Genomic DNA, 20,036 nt, shown 5'->3' on the forward strand with positions numbered 1-20,036 from the left:
CCGGCCCGTCCGCGCCCCCGCCGCGGCACCGGAAGCAGGCCGTTCCATGCTGTTGATGATCGACAACTACGACAGTTTCACCTTCAACCTCGTGCAGTACCTGCAGACGCTGGGCGCCGAGGTGAAGGTGGTGCGCAACGACGAGCTGTCGGTGGCGCAGATCGAGGCACTGGCGCCCGAGCGCATCGTGATTTCCCCCGGTCCCTGCACGCCGAACGAGGCGGGCGTTTCCGTGGATGTCATCAGGCAACTCGGCGCACGCGTGCCCATCCTCGGGGTCTGCCTCGGCCACCAGAGCATCGGCCAGGCCTACGGTGGCGACGTGGTCCGCGCCAAGACCATCATGCACGGCAAGACCTCGCGCATCCGCCACGGCGGGCAGGGCGTATTCGCCGGATTGCCGGATGCCTATGAAGCCACGCGGTACCACTCGCTGGTGGTCGCGCGCGACACCTTGCCCGACAGCCTCGAGGTCACCGCGTGGACCGACAATGACGACGGTTCGTTCGACGAGATCATGGGCCTGCGCCATCGCGAGCATCCGGTCGAGGGCGTGCAATTCCATCCCGAGTCGATCCTGACCGAGCATGGGCATGCGCTGCTGAAGAACTTCCTCGAACGATAGAACCGCACTCCGGCGGCGAAGGGTATTCCACCCGCAAACCCGGCACCGCAATCCAGTTGCAGACAGAAGCCGCAATGCCCATCACCCCGCAAGAAGCCCTGCAGCGCACCATCGAGCACCGCGAGATCTTCCATGACGAGATGGTCGATCTGATGCGGCAGATCATGCGCGGCGAGGTGTCGCCGACGATGACCGCGGCGATCCTCACCGGCCTGCGGGTAAAGAAGGAAACCGTAGGCGAGATCGCCGGCGCCGCCACCGTGCTGCGCGAATTCGCGCGTCCCGTCCAGGTGGCCGATCGCACCCACCTCGTCGACATCGTCGGCACCGGCGGCGACGGCGCGCACACATTCAACATTTCCACCGCGTCGATGTTCGTGGCCGCGGCCGCGGGCGCCCGGGTGGCCAAGCACGGCAATCGCAGCGTTTCGTCGAAGTCGGGTGCGGCCGACGTGCTGGAAGCCCTCGGCGCAAGCATCGAGCTGCAGCCCGAGCAGGTGGCGCAATGCATCGAGCGTTGCGGCATCGGCTTCATGTTCGCGCCGGTGCATCATCCGGCGATGAAGGCCGTCGCCCCGGTGCGCGGCGAGATGGGCGTGCGCACCATCTTCAACATCCTGGGTCCGCTGACCAACCCGGCCAATGCGCCGAGCATCCTGATGGGCGTATTCCATCCCGACCTCGTCGGCATCCAGGTGCGCGTCCTGCAGGAGCTGGGCGCGCAACGCGCACTGGTGGTGTGGGGCCGCGACGGCATGGACGAGATGTCGCTGGGCGCGGCCACGCTCGTGGGCGAGCTGCGCGACGGCGTCGTGCGCGAATACGAAGTGCATCCGGAAGATTTCGGCATCGCCATGGCCGCCTCGCGCAACCTGCGCGTGGCCAATGCGGTCGAATCGAAGGCGATGCTGCTGGATGCGCTCGGCAACAAGCCGGGGCTGCCGCTGGAGATCGTTGCGCTCAACGCGGGCGCGGCGCTGTATGCGGCGGGCGTGGCCGATTCGATCGGCGACGGCATCGCCAGGGCGCGCGACGCCATCGCATCCGGTGCCGCCCGCGCGAAACTGGAACAATTCATCGCCACCACGCGGGAACTCGCCGAGGACAAGGCATGAACGGTTTCGCCAAACTCCCCGAGCCACCGTACTTCGCGGTGATCTTCTCCTCGCAGCGCAACGGCGACGACGAGGCCGGTTATGCGGCGGCCGCCGAACGCATGCTGGAACTGGCCGCGCAGCAGCCGGGCTTCCTCGGCGCGGAATCGGTACGCGGCGCCGACGGCTTTGGCATCACCGTGTCCTACTGGGAAAGCGAAGCGGCGATCGTTGCCTGGAAATACCAGGCCGAGCACGCCGCCACCCGCGCGCACGGCCGCAAGCACTGGTACGAACATTTCGAGCTGCGCGTGGCCAAGGTCGCGCGCGCGTATGGGAAGCCGGCCGGCCCGCGATAGAAACCGGCTACCGAATCGATGAATGCCGCGCCGGCGGCTGACGATGGCAAACCACAGCGCCTTGTTCCAAAGCCCCCAGGCCGGCGCCGCAAAGAAACTACAATTTCCCCCATGAGCGACATCCTCACCACCATCCTCGCCCGCAAAGCCGAGGAGATCGAACAGCGCAGCCGCATACGTCCGTTGTCGGAACTGCGCGCGCGCGCGCTGAACCAGCCGGCCACGCGCGGCTTCGTCAGGGCGATCCGCAACAAACTGGATGCCGGCGACGCCGCCGTGATCGCGGAAGTGAAGAAGGCCAGCCCCTCCAAGGGCGTGATCCGTGCCGACTTCCGGCCGGCAGAGATCGCGCGCAGCTATGAAGCGGGTGGCGCGGCCTGCCTGTCGGTGCTCACCGACGTCGATTTCTTCCAGGGCAGCAACCTGTATCTCAGCGAGGCGCGCAGCGCCTGCCGGCTGCCGGTGATCCGCAAGGACTTCATCGTCGATCCCTACCAGGTCTACGAGGCGCGCATGATCGGCGCCGACTGCATCCTGCTGATCGTCGCCGCGCTGGAAGACGCGCAGCTGGTCGAACTGGCCAATCTTGCCGGCGAGCTGGGCATGGACGTGCTGATCGAGGTCCACGACGTCGACGAGCTCGAGCGCGCGCTGCAGACCGATTGCGAATTGATCGGCGTGAACAACCGCAACCTGCGCACATTCGAGGTGTCGCTCGACACAACCTTGATGTTGCAGGATGCGGTGCCGCGCGATCGCATCCTCGTCACCGAAAGCGGCATCGCCTTGCGTGACGACGTGAAGAAGATGCGCGCCGCTGGCGTGAATGCCTTCCTCATCGGCGAGACGTTCATGCGTGAAGCCGATCCGGGTGCGGCGCTCAAGCGCCTGTTCGCCGCATGAGCATCAAGGGCAGGCAGTATCCGAGAGCGCAGGCCGGTGCCCCACTGGTCGTCTTCGACTTCGACCACACCCTGTACGACGGCGATTCCGGTAGTCACCTGTTCGCGTGGCTGATCCGGCGCAGCTGGTGGCGGCGACTGCTGGTTTTGCCGATGTTGCCGCTGTTCCTGCCGCTGGTGGCCTTCCTGCCGACGCGACGCTTCGGAGTCAGCGCATTCGTGTGGGCGGGAACCGTAGGCTTCCATCGCCCGCGCGAGCTCGACGCGCTCATCGACCGCTATGTCGCCACGCACGCCGTGAAGATCAGGGAGCGCCTGCTGCCCATCGGTATCGATGTCCTGCATCGTCATCGCGAAGCGGGCGACCGCGTGGTGGTCGCGACCGGAGCGCCGCCGGAACTGGCGCGCGCAATCCTGGCTTTCGTCGCCCACGAGGACGTGCCCGTGGTTGGCACGCAGGTGGGCCCGCGCCTGGGCGGCCTCGGCGCGAGGCGCCACTGCCACAACGAGATGAAGATGACGATGTTGCGCGAGGCGGGCTTCCGCGACGAGGTCGCCGTCGCCTATTCCGACAGCAGCGCCGACCTGCCGCTGCTGCGCGCCGCGCGCAAGCCGGTGGTGGTGAACCCGAAGCCCGGGCGCGTGGAGATGTTTCGCCGCGTGCTGCCCGCCGGTACGCCGATCCTCAACTGGGGCTGCCGCAAGCGCGGCGGGGAAGCGATTCCGGGCTAGCGCCGTCGTGCCCGCGCAGTGGCCGTCCGCGGCTCACTCGCGTTCGGGGGCCATCAGGTCATCGAAGAACTTGGCCAGGGAGTGGTCGGCGAAATCGCGGAACTCGCCCGCATCGTAGAAACGGCCGTAGCAGTGCTTGCAGCTCTCGAACCAGATGTGCGGCTGTTGCGCATCGACCATGCGGATCAGCTGCCAGTGCGCGCACCGGGGGCACTCGATGCGGTCGATGTGGTTGTACCGGGCGCCGACCTCGGCATCGCCGGTGTCGATCTCCGCGGCGGCATCCTTGAGGCGCTCGTGGTCGAGCGGCTCGAACCACAGGCCGGCGCATTGCGTGCACCGGTGCACGACGCAACCCGAGTGAATGACGGGGGCCATCACCGAGTGGCATTTCGGACACTGCATGGATCGCTTCCTGTCGGGCGGTGCTCAGTCGCCCAGTAACTTGATGAAATGCCTGGAACCTTCGCTGTAGCCGCACCCTAGGTAGAACGCATGGGCGGCTTCACGGCGGACATTGCTGGTGACCTCGATGCGGGCCACGTGCGCGCGGCGCGCGATGGCCTCGGCTTCGCGCAACAGCCGGCGGCCGATGCCCTGGCGGCTGCAATTGGCCGACACCACCAGCGCCGTGATGCGGCCGAGGTCGGCGCCACGGGTGATCGAGTAGCGGATGTCGAGCGACATCAACCCGCAAACCGCGCCCTCGATCTCGGCGACCACGAGGAACAGCCGTGGATCGTGCAGGACGCGCGAGATGCGCTCGGCGGCGTCCTCGCGCGTGCAGGGGTAGCCGAGTGCGTCGAGCAGGCCGGCGACGTCGTTGGCATCGCCGATCTGGGCTGGGCGGATGCGCACCGTCGTGGTGGACGAGCCGGCCAGCCTTCCCATTGCTAGTCGCGCGTGCCGTAGAGGACGACGGTCTTGCCGCGGGCGTGCAGCTTGCCGTCCGCCTGCAGCTTCTTCAGTACGCGGCCGGCCATCTCGCGCGAGCAGCCGACCAGGCGCGAAAGCTCCTGGCGCGACACCCGGATCTGCGTGCCCTGCGGGTGGCTCATCGCCTCCGGTTCGCGGGACAGGTCGTGCAGCGCCCGGACGATGCGGTCGGTGACGTCGAGGAAGGCCAGGCGACCGGCCTTGCGGCTGGTGTCGAGCAGGCGCTTCGAGATCTGCGCGCCGATCTGGTAGAGCAGCTTCGGGGCGTCCGTGGCCAGGCGGGTCAGCAGCAGGTCGTAGAAGCGTTCGTGGCCGATCTCGGCCAGCTCGCACGGGGTGCGGGTACGCAACACGACTTCGCGGCGCTCGCTCTCGACGAACAGGCCGAGTTCGCCAATGAACTCGCCCGGGCCGAGGTAGCCCAGGACCAGCTCACGGCCGTCGTCTTCCTCGGTGATGATGCTGACCGAGCCGGAGATCAGGTAGTAGATGGTGTTGGCCGGGTCGCCCGGGCGGAACACGTCGGTGCGGGAGGGATAGCGGCGGCGGTGGCAGTGTGCGAGGAAGCGCTCGATGGTGGCGCTGTCCGGCATCAACGGGCTGTTGGTCTTGCGCAGGGCTATCACGGATATCGACCAGTTGAATTGATTAGGAACCGGCGGAGCTTAGGGCCAAGCCGGGGCATGGGCAAATAGTGCCGGATATTGCCGCTGGTGGTCACCGGAATGACGACCGGGGTCTCAGTTCCGGTTCCCGGGACGGCCACGGCCGCCTTCCGGCGCCGCGCGCGTGGCTGGTTTGGCCCCCGTGTTCCGATTGCCGCATAATCGCGCCCTCGCAAGCGCGGCCCCCCGCCGCCCGACCTGGACAAGACATTGGTCAAGCCGCTGCCGCGCCTGAAGCTCCAAGGCTTCAACAACCTCACCAAGGCGCTCTCGTTCAACATCTACGACGTGTGCTTCGCCGCCTCCGAGGACGAGCGCAAGCGCTACATCGAGTACATCGACGAGGCCTACAACGCCGACCGCCTGACCCAGATCCTGACCGATGTGGCCGACATCATCGGCGCCAACATCCTCAACATCGCCCGCCAGGACTACGACCCGCAGGGCGCCTCGGTGACGATCCTGATCTCCGAGCAGCCGGTCATCGACAAGGCCGACGCCAAGGGCGTGATCTCGGAAGCCGTGGTCGCGCACATGGACAAGTCGCACATCACCGTGCACACCTATCCGGAGACCCACCCGGACAACGGCATCGCGACTTTCCGCGCCGACATCGACGTCGCCACCTGCGGCGTGATCTCGCCGCTGAAGGCCCTGAACTACCTGATCGAGAGCCTGGAGTCCGACATCGTGGTGATGGACTACCGCGTGCGCGGCTTCACCCGCGACATCAAGGGCAAGAAGCACTTCATCGACCACAAGATCAACTCGATCCAGGACTACCTGGCCAAGAACATCAAGTCGCGCTACGAGATGCTCGACGTGAACGTCTACCAGGAAAACATCTTCCACACGAAGATGCACCTGAAGGAATTCGACCTCGATACCTATCTGTTCGAGGAGAAGGCCAAGAACCTGTCGTTCAAGGAGCGCATGAAGATCGAAGCGCGCCTGAAGCGGGAGATCGAGGAGCTCTACCACGGCCGCAACCTGGTCGATTGACCGGAAGCGGAGATGTGTAGAAAAAGGCCGGCATTGCCGGCCTTTTCTTTGCGCCGTAGCCGACCACCCGCCCTTCGCTGCTCGTCATCCCGGCGAAAGCCGGGATCCATTGCCGGGCTTCTCTTTGCGCTTCCTTTACTCGTCATCCGGGCGAAAGCCGGGATCATTCCTTGCTCGTCATCCCGGCGAAAGCCGGGATCCATTTGCTGTTGCTCTTGTAGCTTGCTCTCGCGACCAGGGTGACCGCGTGCACTGTCGCTTGAGAGCGGGAAGCAACGGCAACGTCAAAGTCAAAATGGATCCCGGCTTTCGCCGGGATGACGAGCACAAAATGGATCTCGCTTTCGCCGGGATGACGAGCAAAAGCGGCAAACGGGAATTCAGATCCGGTAAGCGATCGTCTTCATCAGGTTCGATGCCATCGCCATCAGGGTGGGCACCGGCTGTGGCAAGGCACGCGCCCCCTGCGCCTTTGCTCGTCATCCCGGCGAAAGCCGGGATCCATTTGCTGTTGCTCTTGTAGCTTGCGACCGGGACCGAGGTGACCCGCGTGCACTGTCGCTTGAGAGCGGGAAGCACCGGCAACATCAAAGTCAAAATGGATCCCGGCTTTCGCCGGGATGACGAGCAAAAGCGGGAATCGGGAATTTCAGATCCGGTAGGCGATCGTCTTCATCAGGTTCGATGCCATCGCCATCAGGGTGGGCACCGGTTGTGGCAAGGCGCGCGCCCCCTGTGCCTTTGCTCGTCATCCCGGCGAAAGCCGGGATCCATTTGCTGTTGCTCTTGTAGCTTGCTCTCGCGACCAGGGTGACCGCGTGCACTGTCGCTTGAGAGCGGGAAGCAACGGCAACGTCAAAGTCAAAATGGATCCCGGCTTTCGCCGATGACGAGCACAAAATGGATCCCGGCTTTCGCCGGGATGACGAGCAAAAGCGGCAAACGGGAATTCAGATCCGGTAAGCGATCGTCTTCATCAGGTTCGACGCCATCGCCATCAAGGTGGGCACCGGCTGCGGCAAGGCACGCGCACCCTGTGCCTGGGCATTGTCGGCATGGCGGGCTTCGTCGGCCTTCATGACTTCCAGGATCGCGCGGCTGCGCCCGTCGGCCGGCGGCAACGTCTGCAGGTGCTCGTCGAGATGGGCCTCGACTTGGCGCTCGGTCTCGACCACGAACCCCAGGTTCCAGCCGTCGCCGCGCAGGCCGGCCAGCGCTCCGATCGCATAGCTGCCGGCATACCACACCGGGTTGAGCAGGCTGGGGCGGCTGTCCAGTTCATCCAGCCGTTGCGCGCACCAGGCGAGGTGGTCGGTTTCTTCCTGGGCCGCTTCTAGCAGGTGCGCGCGGGTGGCGTCATCCCGCGCCACTGCAGCCTGGCCGACATACAGCGCCTGTGCGCAGACTTCGCCGACATGGTTGATGCGCATCAGTCCGGCGGCGTGGCGGCGTTCGGCATCGTCGAGGACGACGTCGGGCTCGCCGATCGCCGGATTCGCGCGCTGCGCGGGCGGGGCACCGAAGATGGTGTCCAGCGCGTTCTGTGCATCGATCAGCAGGCGGTCGAACGGAGTAAAGGCGCGTGCATTCATGGGTCGCAGTTTAGCGCCCGGATCAGGCGAGGCATGCCGCGAGGAATTCCAGCGGGTGCTGGACCGGTTTCGCCGTCGCGTTCGCCAGGTGCAGGCGACAGCCGATGTTGGCACTGAGCAGGCGGGTGGCGCCGCTACGTTCGAATTGTTCGAGCAGCGGGGAGCGATAGGCGGCAGCGCGCTCGGGGTCCAACAGCATCTGCGTGCCGGCAGCGCCGCAGCAGCCGTAACCGGCGGTCAATTCGATGACCTCCAGTTCGGGGATGCGGGCGAGCAGGCCACGCAGCGCCGCCACCGACCTGACGACGTGGCGCTGGGTGCAGGGCAGGTGCAAGGCGATGCGTTCCCTGCATTCGGCGAACTGGATGGCGCCCGTGCGCTGGTGCAGGAACGCCAGGCCGTCCACGGTTGCGGCCACGCCGGACAGCGCCTGCGCAATCGCTTCATGGCATCCACTCGCCAGCGTGAGCACGGTGCCGCTGCCGGAAAACGCGGCGCGGTTGATCGCAACCAGGTGTTGGCTCGGCGAGCCCGCGTGCGCATGCAGCGCTCCGCAACAGGTCTGCGCTGCCGGAACGTGTGTTCGCGCACCCGCCGCGTCGAACAGGCGCACGGCGGCTTCGCGCACGGCGCTTTCATAAGGCCGCGCGATGCATCCGATAAACAGTGAGACAGGCTCGGCGGGCGGCATCGAAGGCGCGGGCGTTGCCGCCTTCCGGGCCACGCGGCCGGGACGCGGCAGTGGCCGCAGGAACTTCGGCAGCACCGGGAATAGCCGGCCGTACAGGCTGAGGAGCGCTCCGAGCAGCCGTGGGCGCGCCGCCAGCCATTCCATCGCCGCCTGTCGCCAGCCCGCGCCGCGCCTGGCGCGCTGGCGGGTGCGCGCCTCGACCAGCAGTTCCCCATACTCCACGCCGGCGGGGCATACCGCTTCACAGCTGCGGCAACCCAGGCAGTGGTCCAGGTGGCTGTCGGAAGTGTCGGTCGGCGGGATCGTGCCCAACGTCCAGGCCCGCGCCAGGGCGATGCGGCCGCGGGGCGATTCGGCTTCTTCACGCTCCAGGCCGTAGGTCGGGCAGGTCGGCAGGCACAGGCCGCACTGGACGCAGCGGTCGGCCAGCGCCAGCAGCCGGTCCGCAGGGGAGGCGGCAGTGACGGGACGGAGGGCCTCAGGCATGGCCGGATGCTAGCACCGGGTTCCCCGGGCTTGCGGTGGCCGGGCAGGGCCGTTATCATCCCGCTTCTTTTCGTTCCGCCCAAACGCGAGGCGAAGTTCCGCCGGTCGATCCACGGGATCCCGCGCTGAATCAGCCCGACCAGGTACCCCTTAAGTAGAGCAGTCATGAAGACTTTTACCGCCAAGAACGAGACCGTCCAGCGTGACTGGTACGTCGTCGACGCCGAAGGCAAGACCCTCGGCCGCCTCGCCTCCGAGCTCGCCCGCCGCCTGCGTGGCAAGCACAAGCCCGTCTATACCCCGCACGTCGACACCGGCGATTACCTCGTGGTGATCAACGCCGAGAAGATCGCCGTGACCGGCAACAAGCTGCAGGACAAGATGTACTACCGGTTCACCGGCTACATCGGCAACCTGAAGTCCGAGACCCTCGGCCAGGCGCTCGAGCGCCATCCGGAGCGCGTCATCGAGATCGCCGTGAAGGGCATGCTCCCCAAGAATCCGCTGGGCCGTGCGATGTACCGCAAGCTCAAGGTCTACAAGGGCGCCGAACACCCGCACACCGCACAGCAGCCGCAGCCGCTGGACTTCTAAGGTAACGACACATGGCACTCCAGCAGAATTACGGCACCGGCCGTCGCAAGTCCTCCACCGCCCGCGTGTTCCTGCGCAAGGGCGACGGCAAGATCACCATCAACCAGCGTCCGATCGACGAGTTCTTCGGCCGCGAAACCGCGCGCATGATCGTGCGCCAGCCGCTTGAGCTGACCAAGTCGGGCGACAAGTTCGACGTCACGATCACCGTCGCCGGCGGCGGCATCACCGGCCAGGCCGGTGCGATCCGCCTGGGCATCGCCCGCGCGCTGGTGGAGTACGATGAATCGCTGAAGTCCGAGCTGCGCAAGGCCGGCTTCATGACCCGCGACGCCCGCGAAGTCGAGCGTAAGAAGGTCGGTCTGCACAAGGCACGTCGTGCCACCCAGTTCTCGAAGCGCTAATATTCGGAACTGCAGATCCAGTTACATAGATCCAGCTTCATAGCCCCGTCGCCAAGCGGTAAGGCACCTGACTCTGACTCAGGCATTCGGTGGTTCGAATCCATCCGGGGCTGCCAAACACAAGGAACCCGCCGCAAGGCGGGTTTTTTGTTGGCTGCGATTTCGTCGCGGGTTTCGCGGCATGCGTTGCACGGCATAAGCTCACGCGCGACGCTGTTTCCGCCTAAGTTACAATTGCAACTATCGCGCTGCGGCGCAGAAATCCGGAGTCACAGATGAAGCTCGGTTCCCTCAAGGAAGGCGGCCGTGACGGCACCCTCATTGTCGTGTCGCGCGACCTCAAGCGTGCGGTCAAGGCTACCGGCATCGCCGACACCCTGCAGCGCGCGCTGGAGGACTGGTCCAATGCAGCGCCTCGCCTCAATGCGCTGTCCGATGCATTGAACGAAGGCAGCGCCCAGGGCGCCTTCGACCTCGACATGGCCGCGCTCGCGGCACCGCTGCCGCGTGCTTACGAATTCGTCGATGGCAGCGCCTATCTGCCCCACGTCGAGCGCGTGCGCCGCGCGCGTGGCGCGGAGGTGCCGGAAAGCTTCTACACCGATCCGCTGATGTACCAGGCCGTCAGCGCGGGCTTCTATGGCCCGCGCGATCCGGTGCGCGTCGTGAGCGAAGACTACGGCATCGATCTCGAAGCCGAAGTCGTGATCGTCACCGACGACGTGCCGATGGCAGTGACGCCGGAAGTCGCGGCCGCGCACATCCAGCTGGTGGGCCTGGTCAATGATGTGAGCCTGCGCAACCTGATTCCTGCCGAGCTCGGCAAGGGCTTCGGCTTCCTGCAGTCCAAGCCGCGTTCGGCGCTGTCGCCGGTCTTCGTCACGCCGGACGAGATTGGCGGTGCGTGGCAGGACTGCAAGGTGCATCTGCCGCTGCTCACCCACATCAACGGCGAATGGTTCGGTGCGCCCGAGGCGGGGGTCGACATGCAGTTCAATTTCGCCCAATTGGTGGCGCATGCGGCCAAGACGCGTCCGCTGTCGGCCGGCACGATCGTCGGTTCCGGCACGGTGGCCAATGAAGACACCAGCCTCGGGGCCTCGTGCTTCGCCGAGCGCCGGACCGTGGAAACGCTGGAAACGGGCAAGCCGATCACGCCCTTCATGAAGTTCGGCGATGTCGTGCGCATCGAAATGAAGGCGCGCGACGGCAGTGACGTGTTCGGGGCCATCGAGCAACGCATCGAGCGCCAGTCGGCCTGACCGGCGGCGCTGGCAGGCCGGCGGAAGGATGACTGCCGTCGGCCGCGCCCGCTAAGGTTGGTCATCCCGGCGACCCATCGGGCCGACGTACAGGGGAAGGGGACGTGGAAGACGCGCGCATCACCGATCAGTTGCGGCTGTATTCGTACTGGCGCTCCAGCGCCGCCTACCGCGTGCGGATCGGCTTGAACCTCAAAGGCCTGCCTTACGAGATCGTGCCCATCCACCTGCTGCGCGACGGCGGCGAACAGCGCACCGAGGAATACCGCCGGATCAACCCCCAGGGGCTCGTGCCGGTGCTGCAGCATGGCAGCCGTCAATTGCGGCAGTCGCTGGCCATCCTGGAATACCTCGATGAGACCTGGCCCATGCGTCCGCTGCTGCCGGTTACGGCGCGCTCGCGCCAGCGCGCTCGCGCGCTCGCACTGGCGATCGCCTGCGACATCCATCCGCTCAACAACCTGCGCGTGTTGCAGTATTTCGAGCACGAATGGAACGTGCCGCAGCCCGAACGCGATGTCTGGGTGCGCCATTGGATAAGCGAGGGCTTCGGGGCGATCGAGGCGATGCTCAACGACCACCTCTCGACCGGCCAGTACTGCGAGGGCGAAACGCCGACCATTGCCGACTGCTGCCTGATCCCGCAGGTCTACAACGCGCGTCGCTTCGGCGTCGACGTGGCGCAGTTCCCTACCATCGCGCGGATCGAGAAGGCCTGCCTGCAGCTGCCCGCATTCGACCTGGCGCGCCCGGAAATGCAGCCGGACAAACCCGTGTAGGCGACACCCGGATTTGCGGCCTTGCGAAGCTGTCGATCGAGGGGTGCCGGTTCCCATGCAGCGGGAGCGACGCTCCGCACTGCATATCCAGTTATCCGGCGGGAGTGAAGACTTCCGCGTAGGGGTCGTGCACGTCGCCGCCTTCGGACAGGCGGAACTTGAGGTCCAGGCCGTCGCGCGAATCGGCCGCGCGCAGCGCTTCCTCGCGCTCGATGCGGCCTTCCTTGTAGAGGCGGAACAGGCACTGGTCGAAACTCTCCATGCCTTCCTGCAACGAGCCTTCCATCGCCGGCTTGATCTCGTGCACCTGGCCGCGGCGCATGAGGTCGCGGATCATCGGCGTGTTGATCAGGACTTCGGTCGCCGGCAGGCGACGGCCGTCCTTGCCGACCACGAGTCGCTGCGAGATCACCGCGCGCAGGTTCAACGCAAGGTTCATCAGCACGTTCTTGTGCGCGGATTCGTGGAAGAAGTTGAGGATGCGTTCCAGCGTCTGGTCGGCGTTGTTGGAGTGCAGCGTCGCCAGGCACAAGTGGCCGGTTTCGGCGAACGCGATCGCCGCTTCCATCGTGGTGGCGTCCAGGATCTCGCCGATCAGGATGACGTCCGGTGCTTCACGCATCGCGTTCTTCAGCGCGTTGTGGAAGGCATGCGTGTCGAGGCCGACCTCACGCTGGTTGACGATCGACTTCTTGTGCTTGTGCAGGTATTCGATCGGGTCCTCGATGGTGAGGATGTGGCCCGAGGTGCTCGTGTTGCGATGATCGATCATCGCCGCGAGCGTGGTCGACTTGCCGGAACCGGTGGAGCCGACGATCAGCACCAGCCCACGCGGGGCCATGATGATGTCCTTCAGCACCTGCGGCAGCTGGAGTTCCTCGATCGACGGGATCACGCTGCGGATCGCGCGGATCACCATGCCGACTTCGCCGCGCTGCTTGAATACATTCACGCGGAACCGGCCGGCTTCCGCCAGTGCCAGCGCCATGTTCAGCTCGAGGTCACGCTCGAAGTTGGGAACTTGTCCCTCGTCCATGAGCGAGTAGGCAATCTTCTTGACCATGCCTGGGGGCAGGCCGGTATTGCCGAGTGGATACAACTTACCCTCGACCTTGATATACACAGGCGCGCCGGTGGTCAGGAACATGTCCGACGCGTTCTTTTCCGTCATCAGCTTGAGGAAGTAGCCGATGTCCATGTATCCGTCCCCTTAACTATCAATAGCGCCGTTGCAAGCACAGCGCGAGCTTCCGACAATGGCCGCGCCGAAGCCATACCCATCCCCGGCAGTCACGGCATCCCCAATGAGCCCAAGCTTCGCACAAATCCTGAAACTTTCGCTGGCACTGGTTCTCGCTTCGGCCCTGCCCGCGAGGGCCGCGCAGCCACCAGACGCAGAGCTGACGGCGGCGCAGCAGGCCGTCAGCCGTGCCGACAGCGCGGATGGCGACCAGTACGCGGCGCAGGAGCTGGCGACGGCACGCGACGAGCTGACACAGGCGCAACTGGCCATGACGGCCCGGAAGTACAAGGACGCCCTGGCCCTGTCCCTGGCGGCGGCCGCGGATGGCGACCTGGCCTACGCGCGCAGCCGGGCAGCGCAGACCCGCACCGAACTGGTCCAGCGCCGTTCCGAAATCGGCGACCTGCGCAGCCGGCTCCAGATCGACGAAGGCGGGATGCGCCCCAGCGCGCTCGACAGCGAGCCGCCCGCGACGGGCGACTACGCGATGCGCCTGCAGGCCCTGGCTGCCGATCCGCAACTGACCGCATTCGGGGCCTTCGAGCGCCTGCGGGCGCAGCAGGCGGTGGACGCGCTGGCGAAGGCCCCCCGCCGCAAGCATGAGGCCGCCGACTACCTCGCCCTGCGCCGGGTGGAGATCGCCGAACTCACCGCGCGCACCGAGTCGAGCCGTCGCGATATCGACCAGCTCGACCGCGAGCGTTCCGAGTTGCTGGTCGAAGCCAGCCGCCGCGATGCCGAGGCCGCCCGGGCCGAGGCCGAGCGCCTGCGCGTGCAGGCCCAGATCCAGGCCGAGGAGGCCGAACGGCTGCGCCAGCAGGCCGCGCAGAGCGACCTGGCGATGCAGGACGTGGAAGCCGCCATTGCCGGCGTCAGCGACGTGCAGGCCGCCAAGCTAAGGGCGGCGCGCGAGCGCGAAGCCAAGCTGGCGCGCGAGGAAGCCGAGCTCGTGGCAGGCGGCAAGCTGCCGTCTTCGCGCTGGGACGATCGTGGCGAGGTCTTTACCTTGGGCGGCGACACGTTCGCGGCCGGCAAGGCGACCCTGACCGACCGAGGCGCCTCCAGCGTGCGCACGCTCGCCGCCTACCTGCAGGCGACCAGTGGCAGCGCGGCGCGTATCGAGGGCATGGACCCGAAGGCCGCATTGGCCCAGCAACGCGCCGAAGCCGTGCGCGAGGCCCTGGTCAAGGCGGGGGCTTCGCGCCAGCAGGTACGCGCGGCCGTGGGCTCGACGTCCAAATCCAAGCCCCGTGTCGAAGTGGTCATTTCGACAAAATAGTGATGTATATCAAATATTTATTCGATTGACCGGGGCAGGGCGGGATGCGCCGCGCCATTCGTCCGCGGCCGCTTGCCGAGGCCGGTGGGGAGGAGTAGCGTCAATTATCCGAGCGGTTCCACAGCCGCTTGGTCGAGAGCCCGGTCCATGACGCAAGCACCTCTTTCGCAGGACACCGCCGCCACAAAAGAGGTCTCGGCGGGCCTGCGTGAAGCCGGTCCGCTGATCCGTCGTCCCCGGCTCCCGTTATCACCCGACGCAACGCCTCGGTCCCGCGACCGGGGCGTTTTTGCGTCCGGGGTCTCGACGCCACGTGCAACAGGCAATCGTTGAAGGAGGCACCATGTTCGAAGAACAACCGCAGCAGGAAATCGACGCGCTGATGCGTTCCAATCCCGAATTCAAGCAGCTGTATCAGCGCCATCGCGATCTCGACAAGAAGGTGATGGATGCCGAGCTCGGCGTGTTGCCGGTCGACGACGCAACGCTCGGTCAGATGAAACGCGAGAAACTTGCTGCCAAGGACCGCCTGGTCCGCATGTACGACGCGGGACACCACTGACGTCCCCGAATACCTGAAATATGGCCGGCGAGTCCACGAGGACATCGCCGGCGGTGCCGGCCGGCACAGGATCGGCCGCAACCATCGCCCCGGCTACTCAACGCGGGCGGCGGCGCCTTCCTCGTCGGACCGCCGTCGCCCGCGCTGGGCATCACGACAGCGCGGCCGCACCTGCGCCCCGGCGCGGGCGCCCGGTAGAATCCGGCGACTGCCGCCAGGTTGGCGGCTGCAGGATTCCCATGCCCATCCACGCCTCCGTACTCGAACTGATCGGCAACACGCCGATCGTGAAAGCCCGCCGCCTCGACACCGGCCCGTGCGAGCTCTATTTCAAACTCGAATCGCAGAACCCTGGCGGTTCGATCAAGGACCGCATCGGCAAGTCGATGATCGAAGCTGCGGAGAAGGCGGGGAAGATCAAGCCCGGCGACACCCTGGTCGAAGGCACCGCCGGCAATACCGGCATCGGGCTGGCACTCGTCGCGCAGCAGAAGGGCTACAAGCTGATCCTCGTGGTGCCCGACAAGATGAGCCGCGAGAAAATCTTCAATCTCAAGGCGATGGGCGCGCAGGTCGTGCTCACGCGTTCGGACGTGGCCAAGGGCCATCCCGACTACTACCAGGACATGGCGGAGCGCATCGCCCGTGAAACGCCGGGTGCGTACTTCATCAACCAGTTCGGCAATCCCGACAACCCGGCGGCGCACGAATTCGGCACCGGCCCGGAAATCCTGGAGCAGATGGCCCAGGTGGGCGGCCTCGACGCCATCGTCTTCGGCTGCGGCAGCTCGGGCACCATGACCGGCCTGTCGCGCTGCTTCGCCGAGAAGTCGCCGCACACCGAGCTGATCCTGGCCGATCCTGTCGGGTCGATCCTCGAGGAATACATCAATCGCGGCACGCTCAGCGACAAGTCCGCGAGCTGGATGGTGGAAGGCATCGGCGAGGATTTCCTGCCGCAGATCTCCGACTTCACCCGGGTGAAGAAGGCCTACGCGATCACCGACAAGGAGAGTTTCCTCACGGCGCGCGAATTGCTGGAAAAGGAGGGCATCCTCGGCGGCTCCTCCACCGGCACCCTGCTCGCCGCCGCACTGAAGTACTGCCGCGAGCAGACGACGCCGAAGAGAGTGGTGGTGCTGGTTCCGGATACCGGCAACAAGTACATCTCCAAGATGTACAACGACTACTGGATGCTGGACAACGGCTTCCTCGACCGCGAACCCACGGGCGACCTGCGCGACCTGATAACGCGCCCGTTCTCCAAGCGCGACACGATCGTGGTCGCCCCGACCGACCTGCTGGTCACGGCCTGGCAGCGCATGAAGCTCTACGACGTGAGCCAGTTGCCGGTCATGGAGGGCGACAACATCGTGGGCATCGTCGACGAGAGCGACGTCCTGTTGCATGTGTACGGCGACGAGTCGCGCTTCCGCGATCCGGTGGCGACGGCGATGGTGAGCAAGCTCGACAAGCTGGATGTCCGTTCCCCGATCGAAGCACTGCTGCCGGTCTTCGATCGCGGCCATGTCGCCATCGTGGTGGAAGGCGAGCGGTTCGTCGGCCTGATCACCCGCATCGACCTGCTCAATTACCTGCGCCGCCGGGTGCAGTGATGGCGGGCGCGCCACTCGAGCGCCTGCTGCCGGGCGATCGCGTACCCGATGTGCGGTTGCACGGCAGCGATGGCGGTCGGACATTGCACGCCGAATTCGCGGGCGCCCCGCTATGGCTGTTGAAGCCCTCGTCCGCAACGGTGGCGGCGTCCTTGCCGGAAGTGCCCGAGGGCATTACGGCATTGTGCGTTGGAGCGCAGGCGTTTCCCGGCACGGCCGCGGGATGGCTTTCGCTTGGCGCGGACGCCCGCTGGCTGGAATTGTTCGAAGACGACGTGCTGTGGTTGGCCGATGCCAACCTGCGCCTGCAGCAGGAGCAACGCCTGCCATCGTCCCATGCGCTGTTGCCTGCGAAGGTGGTCGAGGCGCTGGGTGCCGACTGCACGCTGCACGCGGCCCCCGTATTGCAGATCCCCGATGTGTTCGAGCGCGACCTGTGCCAGGAACTGATCCGTCATTTCGAAGTGGATTGCGCGGGTGGCGAAGTCTCGCGGGTCCTGGTGATGGAAGGCGGCGCGCAAACGCTGCAACTGGACCCGTCGATCAAGCAACGGCGCGAAAGCATGCCGCGCGATCCGGCACTCGAGGCGCGCATGCATGAGCGGGTGATGCGTCGCGCATTGCCGGAAATCGCCAGGGTCTTCAATTTCCAGGTGAACCGGCGCGATTCCTTCAAGCTGCTTTCGTACCAGGCAGGCGCGGGTTACTTTCGCGCCCATCGCGACAACGACACCCCCGATGTCGCCCACAGGCGGTTCGCGCTATCGGTCAACCTCAACCATGGCGACTACGCGGGGGGCGAATTCCGCTATCCCGAGTTCGGGCCGCACCGCTACTCGCCGGCGACGGGAACCGCGTTGGTGTTCTCATGCGGCCTGCTGCACGAAGTGCTCCCGGTCGACCGCGGTGTCCGCTACGCGGTGACGACATTCCTTTCCTGAGCGGCTAGTCCTGAGCGGCTAGGCAGCGGGCCGCAGCCTCGCTTCCAGTCCGGTCGCTTCCTGTCGCCTGAGTTCCCGGCCGGCCCACGCCAGGCCCTCGGCGATATCGGCCGCATGGCGCTCCGACGCCTGCCGCAACTCTTGCCGGCGCACGTGCTCGTCGAAGGGCTGGGAAGCATCCTTTGCATAGCGACCAAGAACGCCGGACGCCGCAATGCGTGCCTCCAGGTCTTCCGGAGCCACGAGCCCGAAATGTTCCGCGAGCGTGCGGGTGCCGGCAGCGGGGTCCTTCAGGAGTCCCGCGAAATCCAGGTCGAGCAGGCGTGGGGCGAACTCGCTGCGCTGCTTGAAGCGGGACCAGCGAAGCTGCTCCGCCAGCCACAAACGCGCCAGCCGTGCCCCCGGTCCGGAGGCCGGTTCGCTGGTGTCGATCCCGGCAAGACGCAGGTCTTCGGTCGCCAGCGTGCCCTGCACCAGATCCGTGTCCCTGAGCATGGTGGCGAGCCAGGTCTGCAGGTCCACCCATAGCAGGCAAGCCTGACCGGTGTCGGGGAGCAGCTGGTCGGCGAGGGTCGTGACCACGCTGGTCGGCTTGACGACCACCGCACGCGTCCCGGTGAAGCCGCGCGCGAGCAGGTGTCGGGTGGCCGACAACCATGGACCTGCCATGGGCTGGCCGCGTCCATGCGCAAGGGTCAGCAGCGGCAACGGTTCGCGCAGTCCCAGTGTCTCCGGGACCAGGTCAAGCAGCCTGCTGGCCAGCGTCGAACCGCAATGCCCGATGTGGAAGAGCCAATGCAGGCGCGCCAGCGAAGCCGCGGGTTGCAATGCGGCGGAAAGCTCCGCGCCGGAAACCGTCCAGCCGGAAATTTCCCGGTGCCGCAGCGCCCGCTGGTCGAGGAAGCTGGCGCGGGCATAGTCCTCGCGCTCGAAATGCAGTACCCACGCGCGGTCCTGCGCCGGATCGATCGCATACAGCGGATAGGCTGCACTCTCGCTGAAATCGGGCGGCAGTCGCCGGGAAGAATTCATGTCCGATGCTAGAATCAAGGACCGTTCATGCTAGCGGAACAGGAAGGCTGCAGATCCATGAGTGACCGACATTCGGAAGGTGGACACAAGCCCGGCCTGGGCACCCTGGCCATCCACGGCGGGCAGTCGCCCGACCCCAGTACCGGCGCCGTCATGCCGCCGATCTATGCCACCTCGACCTATGCCCAGAGCAGTCCGGGTGAGCACCAGGGGTTCGAGTATTCGCGCAGCCACAACCCGACCCGCTTCGCCTACGAGCGCTGCATCGCAGCCCTCGAGGGCGGCACGCGCGGGTACGCGTTCGCGTCCGGACTCGCCGCGACGTCCACCGTGCTGGAGATGTTCGACAGCGGCAGCCACGTCATCGCGATGGACGATGTTTACGGTGGCACTTACCGCCTGTTCGAACGCGTGCGCCGTCGTTCCGCAGGCATGGATTTCAGCTGGGTCGACCTGAGTGACGCCGCGGCCTTCGAAGCCGCGATCCGCCCCAACACCCGGCTGGTCTGGATCGAAACCCCGACCAACCCATTGCTGAAACTCGTCGACATCGAAAAGATCGCATCGATCGCCCGCAAACACGGGCTGATCGTCGCCGTCGACAACACCTTCAGCTCGCCGATCCTGCAGCGCCCGCTGGAACTGGGCGCGCATCTGGTCATGCACTCGGCCACCAAGTACCTCAACGGCCATTCCGACATGGTGGGCGGCATCGTCGTCGTCGGCGATGACGCGGAGATCGCGGAGCAGATGACCTTTCTTCAGAATGCCGTCGGTGGCGTGCAGGGGCCCTTCGACAGCTTCCTGGCATTGCGAGGCCTGAAGACTCTCCACCTGCGAATGAAGGCTCATTGTGAAAACGCGCAGCTGCTCGCGGAGTGGCTGCGCACTCACGCCGCGATCGAGAAGGTGATCTATCCCGGCCTGACATCGCACCCCCAGCACGACCTGGCTAGGAAGCAGATGGACGGGTTCGGCGGCATGGTGAGCATCTATCTGAAGGGGGGCATGGCTGCTGCGAAGCGGCTGTGCGAACGCACCGAGCTGTTCACCCTGGCCGAATCCTTGGGCGGGGTGGAAAGCCTCGTCAACCATCCGGCGGTAATGACCCACGCATCGATTCCGCCTGATCGCCGCGCTGCCCTGGGTATCAGCGATTCACTCGTGCGTCTGAGCGTCGGCATCGAAGCGGTATCCGATCTTCGCGACGACCTGGATGAGGCGCTTGGTGTCTAGTTTG

22 protein-coding genes and 1 tRNA gene are annotated in these 20,036 nt (G+C 65.9%); 16 read left to right on the forward strand and 7 right to left on the reverse strand.

What is annotated here, in order from left to right; all coding sequences use genetic code 11:
• Positions 1–46 precede the first annotated feature (46 nt).
• From ACYVGE_RS00420 to ACYVGE_RS00440, 5 genes are all read left to right on the forward strand, one after another.
• Entirely contained in the window at positions 47–625 is a 579-nt protein-coding gene (locus tag ACYVGE_RS00420) for an anthranilate synthase component II (protein WP_460726059.1), read from the forward strand.
• Between the two features lie 74 nt (positions 626–699).
• Positions 700–1,740, forward strand: a complete 1,041-nt coding sequence (trpD, locus tag ACYVGE_RS00425; protein WP_460726061.1) for an anthranilate phosphoribosyltransferase — start codon at positions 700–702, stop codon at positions 1,738–1,740.
• Positions 1,737–2,078 (forward strand): antibiotic biosynthesis monooxygenase family protein, encoded by a 342-nt coding sequence (locus ACYVGE_RS00430; RefSeq protein WP_460726063.1) that lies wholly within the window; start codon positions 1,737–1,739, stop codon positions 2,076–2,078. Before trpD ends, ACYVGE_RS00430 begins: the two co-directional genes overlap by 4 nt.
• A 111-nt stretch (positions 2,079–2,189) precedes the next feature.
• Complete coding sequence (trpC, locus tag ACYVGE_RS00435) at positions 2,190–2,981, forward strand: indole-3-glycerol phosphate synthase TrpC (RefSeq protein WP_460726065.1); 792 nt, start codon at positions 2,190–2,192, stop codon at positions 2,979–2,981.
• The gene (locus ACYVGE_RS00440; protein WP_460726067.1) at positions 2,978–3,712 is read left to right on the forward strand and encodes a haloacid dehalogenase-like hydrolase; all 735 of its coding nucleotides are present in this window, start codon (positions 2,978–2,980) and stop codon (positions 3,710–3,712) included. The genes trpC and ACYVGE_RS00440 overlap by 4 nt, the downstream gene beginning before the upstream one ends.
• Positions 3,713–3,745: 33 nt before the next feature.
• Here the strand turns inward: ACYVGE_RS00440 and ACYVGE_RS00445 are convergent, their stop codons facing one another.
• Genes ACYVGE_RS00445 through crp form a run of 3 tightly spaced genes read right to left on the reverse strand, consistent with a single transcriptional unit; the run spans position 3,746 to position 5,241 of the window.
• Entirely contained in the window at positions 3,746–4,117 is a 372-nt protein-coding gene (locus ACYVGE_RS00445) for a TFIIB-type zinc ribbon-containing protein (protein ID WP_460726069.1), read from the reverse strand.
• A 24-nt stretch (positions 4,118–4,141) separates the two neighbouring features.
• Positions 4,142–4,603: a GNAT family N-acetyltransferase gene (locus ACYVGE_RS00450; protein WP_310056029.1), complete on the reverse strand. Its 462-nt coding sequence runs from the start codon at positions 4,601–4,603 to the stop codon at positions 4,142–4,144.
• Positions 4,604–4,605: 2 nt separating this feature from the next.
• Positions 4,606–5,241, reverse strand: coding sequence for a cAMP-activated global transcriptional regulator CRP (gene crp, locus ACYVGE_RS00455; protein ID WP_310056308.1), 636 nt, complete (start codon positions 5,239–5,241; stop codon positions 4,606–4,608).
• Positions 5,242–5,523: 282 nt separating this feature from the next.
• Here crp and speD point away from each other — a divergent pair, with 282 nt between their 5' ends.
• Positions 5,524–6,315 (forward strand): adenosylmethionine decarboxylase, encoded by a 792-nt coding sequence (gene speD / locus ACYVGE_RS00460; RefSeq protein WP_187712885.1) that lies wholly within the window; start codon positions 5,524–5,526, stop codon positions 6,313–6,315.
• A 950-nt stretch (positions 6,316–7,265) separates the two neighbouring features.
• Here speD and coq7 read toward each other — a convergent pair.
• Together coq7 and ACYVGE_RS00470 are read right to left on the reverse strand one after the other, a co-directional pair.
• Positions 7,266–7,907, reverse strand: a complete 642-nt coding sequence (coq7, locus tag ACYVGE_RS00465) for a 2-polyprenyl-3-methyl-6-methoxy-1,4-benzoquinone monooxygenase (RefSeq protein WP_310056034.1) — start codon at positions 7,905–7,907, stop codon at positions 7,266–7,268.
• 22 nt (positions 7,908–7,929) lie between these two features.
• Entirely contained in the window at positions 7,930–9,084 is a 1,155-nt protein-coding gene (locus ACYVGE_RS00470) for a (Fe-S)-binding protein (protein ID WP_460726072.1), read from the reverse strand.
• Between the two features lie 165 nt (positions 9,085–9,249).
• Here ACYVGE_RS00470 and rplM point away from each other — a divergent pair, with 165 nt between their 5' ends.
• From rplM to maiA, 5 genes are all read left to right on the forward strand, one after another.
• Entirely contained in the window at positions 9,250–9,678 is a 429-nt protein-coding gene (gene rplM / locus ACYVGE_RS00475; protein ID WP_310056037.1) for a 50S ribosomal protein L13, read from the forward strand.
• 11 nt (positions 9,679–9,689) lie between these two features.
• On the forward strand, positions 9,690–10,082 hold the full coding sequence (rpsI, locus tag ACYVGE_RS00480; RefSeq protein ID WP_310056038.1) for a 30S ribosomal protein S9: 393 nt from the start codon (positions 9,690–9,692) through the stop codon (positions 10,080–10,082).
• A gap of 41 nt (positions 10,083–10,123) precedes the next feature.
• A tRNA-Gln gene (locus ACYVGE_RS00485) sits at positions 10,124–10,198 on the forward strand.
• 159 nt (positions 10,199–10,357) lie between these two features.
• Positions 10,358–11,344 carry a fumarylacetoacetate hydrolase family protein gene (locus ACYVGE_RS00490; RefSeq protein ID WP_460726075.1) on the forward strand — a complete coding sequence of 329 codons (987 nt, stop codon included), beginning with the start codon at positions 10,358–10,360 and terminating at the stop codon, positions 11,342–11,344.
• A 119-nt stretch (positions 11,345–11,463) separates the two neighbouring features.
• Positions 11,464–12,123 (forward strand): maleylacetoacetate isomerase, encoded by a 660-nt coding sequence (gene maiA, locus ACYVGE_RS00495; protein ID WP_460727248.1) that lies wholly within the window; start codon positions 11,464–11,466, stop codon positions 12,121–12,123.
• 91 nt (positions 12,124–12,214) lie between these two features.
• Here maiA and ACYVGE_RS00500 read toward each other — a convergent pair whose 3' ends face one another.
• Complete coding sequence (locus ACYVGE_RS00500; protein WP_460726077.1) at positions 12,215–13,321, reverse strand: PilT/PilU family type 4a pilus ATPase; 1,107 nt, start codon at positions 13,319–13,321, stop codon at positions 12,215–12,217.
• A gap of 106 nt (positions 13,322–13,427) precedes the next feature.
• On the opposite strand from ACYVGE_RS00500, the gene ACYVGE_RS00505 reads away from it, so the two are divergent.
• The 4 genes from ACYVGE_RS00505 to ACYVGE_RS00520 all read left to right on the forward strand — a co-directional run bounded on the left by ACYVGE_RS00505 (position 13,428) and on the right by ACYVGE_RS00520 (position 17,764).
• Positions 13,428–14,645, forward strand: a complete 1,218-nt coding sequence (locus ACYVGE_RS00505) for a DUF4398 domain-containing protein (RefSeq protein WP_460726079.1) — start codon at positions 13,428–13,430, stop codon at positions 14,643–14,645.
• Positions 14,646–14,988: 343 nt separating this feature from the next.
• A complete protein-coding gene (locus tag ACYVGE_RS00510; protein WP_460726081.1) occupies positions 14,989–15,207 on the forward strand; it encodes a YdcH family protein in 219 nt (72 codons plus the stop codon).
• Between the two features lie 239 nt (positions 15,208–15,446).
• A complete protein-coding gene (locus tag ACYVGE_RS00515) occupies positions 15,447–16,823 on the forward strand; it encodes a pyridoxal-phosphate dependent enzyme (protein ID WP_460726083.1) in 1,377 nt (458 codons plus the stop codon).
• The gene (locus tag ACYVGE_RS00520) at positions 16,823–17,764 is read left to right on the forward strand and encodes a 2OG-Fe(II) oxygenase family protein (protein WP_460726085.1); all 942 of its coding nucleotides are present in this window, start codon (positions 16,823–16,825) and stop codon (positions 17,762–17,764) included. The genes ACYVGE_RS00515 and ACYVGE_RS00520 overlap by 1 nt, the downstream gene beginning before the upstream one ends.
• 18 nt (positions 17,765–17,782) lie before the next feature.
• Here ACYVGE_RS00520 and ACYVGE_RS00525 read toward each other — a convergent pair whose 3' ends face one another.
• Positions 17,783–18,796 (reverse strand): hypothetical protein, encoded by a 1,014-nt coding sequence (locus ACYVGE_RS00525; protein WP_460726087.1) that lies wholly within the window; start codon positions 18,794–18,796, stop codon positions 17,783–17,785.
• A 57-nt stretch (positions 18,797–18,853) separates the two neighbouring features.
• Between ACYVGE_RS00525 and ACYVGE_RS00530 the strand changes: the two genes are divergently transcribed.
• Complete coding sequence (locus tag ACYVGE_RS00530; RefSeq protein ID WP_460726089.1) at positions 18,854–20,032, forward strand: cystathionine gamma-synthase; 1,179 nt, start codon at positions 18,854–18,856, stop codon at positions 20,030–20,032.
• Positions 20,033–20,036 lie beyond the last annotated feature (4 nt).

It is taken from the genome of Lysobacter rhizosphaerae, from assembly GCF_054779795.1.